The organism is Nitrococcus sp., from assembly GCF_059432795.1.
Genome location: NZ_JBXWZQ010000122.1, coordinates 1 through 5,269, shown reverse-complemented (window position 1 = coordinate 5,269; position 5,269 = coordinate 1). Strand labels below are relative to the sequence as shown.

At 61.2% G+C, this 5,269-nt stretch carries 4 protein-coding genes and 1 pseudogene; all 5 read right to left on the bottom strand.

Features of this window, described 5'->3' with window-relative positions:
- Nucleotides 1–290: plasmid pRiA4b ORF-3 family protein (locus AC52Q4_RS09370; protein ID WP_495536531.1), on the bottom strand; the 290-nt coding region annotated here is incomplete at its 3' end.
- Nucleotides 274–882, bottom strand: a pseudogene (locus tag AC52Q4_RS09365) (class I SAM-dependent methyltransferase); the annotation flags it as partial. The pseudogene AC52Q4_RS09365 and the gene AC52Q4_RS09370, both read right to left, overlap by 17 nt.
- Before the next feature lie 332 nt (nt 883–1,214).
- Complete coding sequence (locus AC52Q4_RS09360) at nt 1,215–1,691, bottom strand: MEKHLA domain-containing protein (protein ID WP_495536530.1); 477 nt, start codon at nt 1,689–1,691, stop codon at nt 1,215–1,217.
- A 141-nt stretch (nt 1,692–1,832) separates the two neighbouring features.
- Nucleotides 1,833–2,654, bottom strand: a complete 822-nt coding sequence (locus tag AC52Q4_RS09355; protein ID WP_495536529.1) for a DUF5995 family protein — start codon at nt 2,652–2,654, stop codon at nt 1,833–1,835.
- Nucleotides 2,651–4,510, bottom strand: a complete 1,860-nt coding sequence (locus tag AC52Q4_RS09350; protein WP_495536528.1) for a vWA domain-containing protein — start codon at nt 4,508–4,510, stop codon at nt 2,651–2,653. The genes AC52Q4_RS09355 and AC52Q4_RS09350 overlap by 4 nt, the downstream gene beginning before the upstream one ends.
- Nucleotides 4,511–5,269: the final 759 nt, after the last annotated feature.

Sequence of the window (5,269 nt, the reverse complement as noted above, 5' to 3'; positions counted from 1 at the left end):
TATTCATAGATGGCTGACGAACCTTCCGCCGGTAGAAGCTGCTGCAATTTGACGCGGGCCTCGTTCTTCACCTCCGATGGAAAATCAGGATCGGGCACGCCAAAGTACTGCTTTCCCGCGATGAACTGATGGAGGTGATAGTTCTCCCAGCCCATGGCGATCTGTAACAGTACATGGAACTTCGGCAGCGGCAAATTGCTGGGTGCGAGGATACGACGCCAGATGGGCGGCCTGCTTTCCAGCAAAGTAACCTTGATCTGATAGACGCTCGAGCTATATCCAACTGCCATGGCTGATCGTCTTGTGTCCGTCTTCGGCAGGCTGAGCCACCCGCCTTGGCGGTAAGCCTCGGGCGAGCGCCAGCAGCTCAGCGCGCTGACACCGCGGGCTCGCCTCGTAGGTTGCCAACCACACGGTGTGCTCCCCGCATTCCGGATCCTCCGCAACGTAGTCTCTCACTACGAACCCGTTCGCGGGCAGCAGCGCCTCGTACTCCGCGGGTCCCAGGCTCGCGTGATAGAGCGGCTCGCCGCGGTAGGCGCCGATCGCCTCGCCTTCTGCCGGACCGCTCGTGAACAGCAACGGTGCCCCGCGCCGGGCATGCAAGGCAAAGCGTCGAAACATTCCGCGCTGCTCGTCCTTGCCCAGATGAAAACAACTTCCCCATGCCAGAATGCCGTCGAAGCGCCGGCCGAGCGCGAGCCCGCGCATGTCGGCCATAACCCATTCCGATGCCGGAAAACGCGCACGGCAGAGCTCGATCATCGACGGCGCGGCGTCCACGCCGAGCACGCCGAATCCGCGGTCGATGAGGTGCTTGGCGATTGGCTCGCCCATTCCGCAACCCACGTCGAGAACGGTGCCTCCGGCAGGGACATGCGCAAGAAACCGATCGAGTCACGCGCGTTCATGAAGAGACCGGTCGCGATCCTGATCGTACTCCCGGGCATGCCGCTCGTAGAGATCAACCGCCGCATCTTTGCACACGTTCGATGAGCTCTCCAGCATAAGACTAACAGTCGAACAGCGAGCCTAACCGTCCCGGCGAGTTCGAGGTACGCACCGAAATACCGCAATGGCGATCAGCGAAACGACAAAACGCGATTTCCCCTGAATTCGGCGCCTCCGCATTGAGCGAGTTGGTAGCGCCGAATTGCACGGTAAGCGCCAACTATCGGCCCCTTTGTGCAGGCCGGAGTTTGCATTGTCAATGATCATAGCTTCGACCATTTATACAAGACAGCGGCCTGGCCACGATAAATGCCATTTTCATCTATCATATTCCAGACGATAGAATCATCGACGAGAAATCGCTTTCCCGAAGAAGATATTCGTACACCTTTGTAGTCGTCGATGAAGCCATATTCGGTTACACGCGCGAGCAGTCGCTGTCTTTCATCTCTGTTTTGTTGCTCTGCCGACAACCTCGAAGGCAAGTTGATAAAATCAACCCATTTCATTTCGAATAGTTCTAATGCGACTTTGTTGCCATAATTGAAGACGGGATCGACTTCCGTATTGTGTGAGACAACAGCAAATGGTGCTTCGAATAGCGAGCGATAGCGCTCTTTATCAGAGAGAGCGGGATCGACCAAATTCCTGCCCGTCATACGTAACAGGCTCGACAAGATCAGCTCCGCATGTTCGCCAAGATAGTCATTTTCCGGGGAAGGCTTGCCAATCTCTGTCATGTAAGGCGGTTTCTCTTGTGACCCCGATCGGGATGAGGCGAGGCCTCACACCCCACCGCGACAGGCGCCGCCCCGGCGGCGCCGCGCTGCAATCCTAGTGGCCCTTTGCTGAAGCGTTGCACGAGCGGCCTCTGCCAGGCCCTATGCGGGCGGCGTCTGATGGGAGGTCCCCGAACGCACGGAAACCGGCGCACGAGCGGTTTCCGCCTCGAGCAGCTTGATGATGCCGACCACGGATCGCAACTCCCCGAGACGGACGATCCCCAGCGCCGCCCGCAGCAACAGCCCGGGCTTGGCAATGTGGCGGCCGATTGCTGCCACGCGTCGATCTTTCGCGGTGATCAGGGCAGCCTCGTCACTTCCGGGAACACGCAGCTCAACGGCGAAATCCCAGGCCCGGGACCGGGCATGACGCAGGCTGCTCCCGATCAACATTTCGTCAAGCCGGCCGGCCAGCCAATCCAGAAGCCGCAGCAGAGGCCAGACCTTGGCGAGTTTCGTCTCGACCTCGTCGACCATCTCCAGCAGCAACCCGTTCACCCGGTCGAAATCCGCTTTCGGAAGGTCCCCCTCCGCCATGGTACGGGCCGCTGCGATCCCCAGATCCAGATTGATGTGGGCGTTGATCCCCAGCAGCAGATGCTGCGATACGGTCGGGGTCCAGCGCCCGGCGGCATCGAATGCGGTCTGCCAGGCACGCGGGAGAGAGGCACCGCCGGGATAATCCGCGAAGGCTTGGAAATATCGGCCGGCAAAAATCACCACCAGCCGCTCCGCCGCCTGCGGATTTTCGAATGCACCCACCGCAAGGGCCGTCCGAGCGCCGAGCGTGACGCCGCGATACAGAGCCGCGAAATAGCCGAGCCGGCTTTTGCGCCGCCGGGCCCAGTCCAGAATCGCCTCGAAACGCGCCAGGACTCCAGCGATGTCCGCGGGAGGTACCGGATCGAATGGCGAGCTCATTCGCCAACCGTCAGTTCACTCAGGCAACCATCGCCGTCGACCTGGATCGACACGGCGCGGCCCTCGTCCCGCGCCTCTTCCAGCAGCCGGCGCAAGCGCCCGACATGACGCTGCACGGGAATCGCGCGTTCCTTGCCCAGTACGACGGCGGTCAGCCGGCCCCGGGCATCAAAACGCAGCGCGCTCACGTATCCGGTGAACCCCGGCGCAGAGCCCCCCAGTGTCCGTTCAACGACAATCCCGCCCAGCGTCTCCGCATCGGGCTGGTAGGTCAGGACCTCCCGGGCACCGGGAACGGCATCGGCGGCGACGAAAATCTCGGCCACCGCCGCGAGCGCGCTGAGCACCGTAAAACGCTTGACCTCGATCCCGGCGCCGAAACCGATTTGGGTGACGGCGCTGAAAGCCGCGTCGGCGATCGTCACCGCCACCCTATAGCGTCGGCCCGCTCGAAAACGATCGGGTTCGACAGTCAGCCGCGGATCGCGCGGCCTTCCGACCTGGACCGACGTAAACTCCAGGCGCTCGACATGCCGCTCGCCCTCCAATCGCCCCTTGAGCTCGACCCGCAAGGGCCAAAGGCCGGGCGCCGGGAAGTCCGCCTTGGCGATGAGCTGGCCGTCGTCCTGAGGCTTCATGGGCCAGGAGCGGCCGTTGAAGTCACTCAACAGAGCCTCGAACTTGCCACGGGCCGGTTTGCCGTCGAACAGCGGCGTCGCGGTCACGAGGCTCGTCTCCGAGGGCTGCAGCAGGAAGGGATCGACCTGCAGACGGATATCGAACTCCGGACACACCGAGCGGGCCATGAGATTCATGCGCAACGGCCGGTGCTTCGGATCGCCGGCAACGCGCACGCGCCAGATACCGGGCTCGGGCGAGGGGATGTGCAGCGCGGCCATCCATCCCACGCCGATCTCGAACGCCCCGTTCAGGCCGTCTCGAAACACCATGCCCGAGGGTGCACGCGCCTCGATCGCCGGCTTGCCGGGATGATGCCAGGTAAGACCGAGCAGCAGCTCACGGGAGATCGCGTCCACATCGACTTCGAAATTTTCGAAATTGACCCGCTTGCCGGTCGGCTCGCCGCGGGCATCGAATTCGAGCGCGGGCAGGCTGAACTGCTCCCACAGCAGCTTGTCGGGCGTCCGCTTAAGCGGACGCAACGGCAGAATCCCGTTGTTGTTCACTACCTTCATGGAGTTGGTCATGAGCGCCGCCGAGGTGTCCGCGACGTAGCCGGGCGTGGTGCTGATCACCTTGGACGAGCTGCCGAACGGCTCGGCTTGCCCGACGAGATCCGTCAACGTCGCATTCAGAAGATCCGAACCAATGCCCTGAGCGTTTAGGGCAATTCCATTTCCAGCCAGCAAAGTCGCAAAGTCGACCCCGAGCTCGGTTTCGTAGCCGCTTCGGGTCAAAAGACCGTCGTGCTCCACCGTCTGGTTGCCGTCGGTAAACAAAACGATTTTCTTTTTGTAGACCGCGGGGAACCCGCCCGGCGGGTTGGCGACCATGAAGTCCGCGACCGTCCGCACGGCATGAAAGATATCCGTCAGATTGCCGACCGCGGCCTGGGTGATGGACTGATCCTCGATGGTGTTGGCAACGGCTGTCTTGTAAAGCGTCGTATCACCCGCCAGGGGGAAGTTGCCCTGACCGATCAGTCCGCTGGTCGTATTGGCGAAGTACCAGAACGAGACCGCCCATGGATCGCTCACTGTGGCCGTATTCTGGATTTCATCGATGATGTACTGAACGGACTCCGAAGCCTCGACGATTTTGTCCTTGGAAGAGCCGCCGGCGGGATGAAACATCGAGCCCGAGGCATCGATGATGATAGCGAGCTGCTTGGCCATTGCGTGTGCTTCCCCCAGATCATACGGATCCCCGTCCAAACGAGATCACAGTAGGCGCGGATGGGCGCCAAACGGAGATTGCAATCCGCCACCAGGTACCCCGGTTCTTGGTCGCACTTAATATTCGAGCCGAGCCCTGGATCGGGGATTCGACTCCGAATCCGCGCGTGACTCGATTCGGGCGGACACCGCTTCGACCGAATTATTTCAAAAGAAACAGATCAGGTACGGACCGGTCGCCATTTTTCTCCAGATAATGCCGTACGCCCGACTGCCCGGCGTAACTTCCCCCGACGTATGTCCACGCCGCTGGATTGGGTTTTCTATTCTCCCTCGGATAGAGCTTGTAGGCGGTCGTGCTCGATGCCCGCCCCTCCGAGTCGCATAATGTTTTGATCCAGGCGCTGCCGTTCCGGGCCCAGGAAGAAAGTGACCACTTGCGCGCAGCCGGGAATGGATAGCCCCCGAAACTATAGTACCGATTGTCACGTTCCCAAAGTGGGCTACCCGGCCCCTGGATGATTGCGCCATCGAATTGCCGGTGAGTCTTTCCTACGTCACCGAATCGAATACAGCCCTCTGCCTCGGCCGAACGAGCAGGGGCAGGGGTCGTTGCCGGGCGGGGGCGGACCGCGACGTCGATCACCGTTTTCCGTGACTGGCTATCGGTCGTGTCCAAAAGGACCCTGATTGACTGATTCGCAAGATTTGCCCTCGGAGTAATGCAAAACATGGCATTTCTGGTCGGCGAGGGCCCAA

Bases quoted from the DNA above. Each gene is read 5' to 3' on its own strand.
- AC52Q4_RS09350 (WP_495536528.1), bottom strand. From the start codon at position 4,510: ATGGCCAAGCAGCTCGCTATCATCATCGATGCCTCGGGCTCGATGTTT.
- AC52Q4_RS09360 (WP_495536530.1), bottom strand. From the start codon at position 1,691: ATGACAGAGATTGGCAAGCCTTCCCCGGAAAATGACTATCTTGGCGAA.
- AC52Q4_RS09355 (WP_495536529.1), bottom strand. From the start codon at position 2,654: ATGAGCTCGCCATTCGATCCGGTACCTCCCGCGGACATCGCTGGAGTC.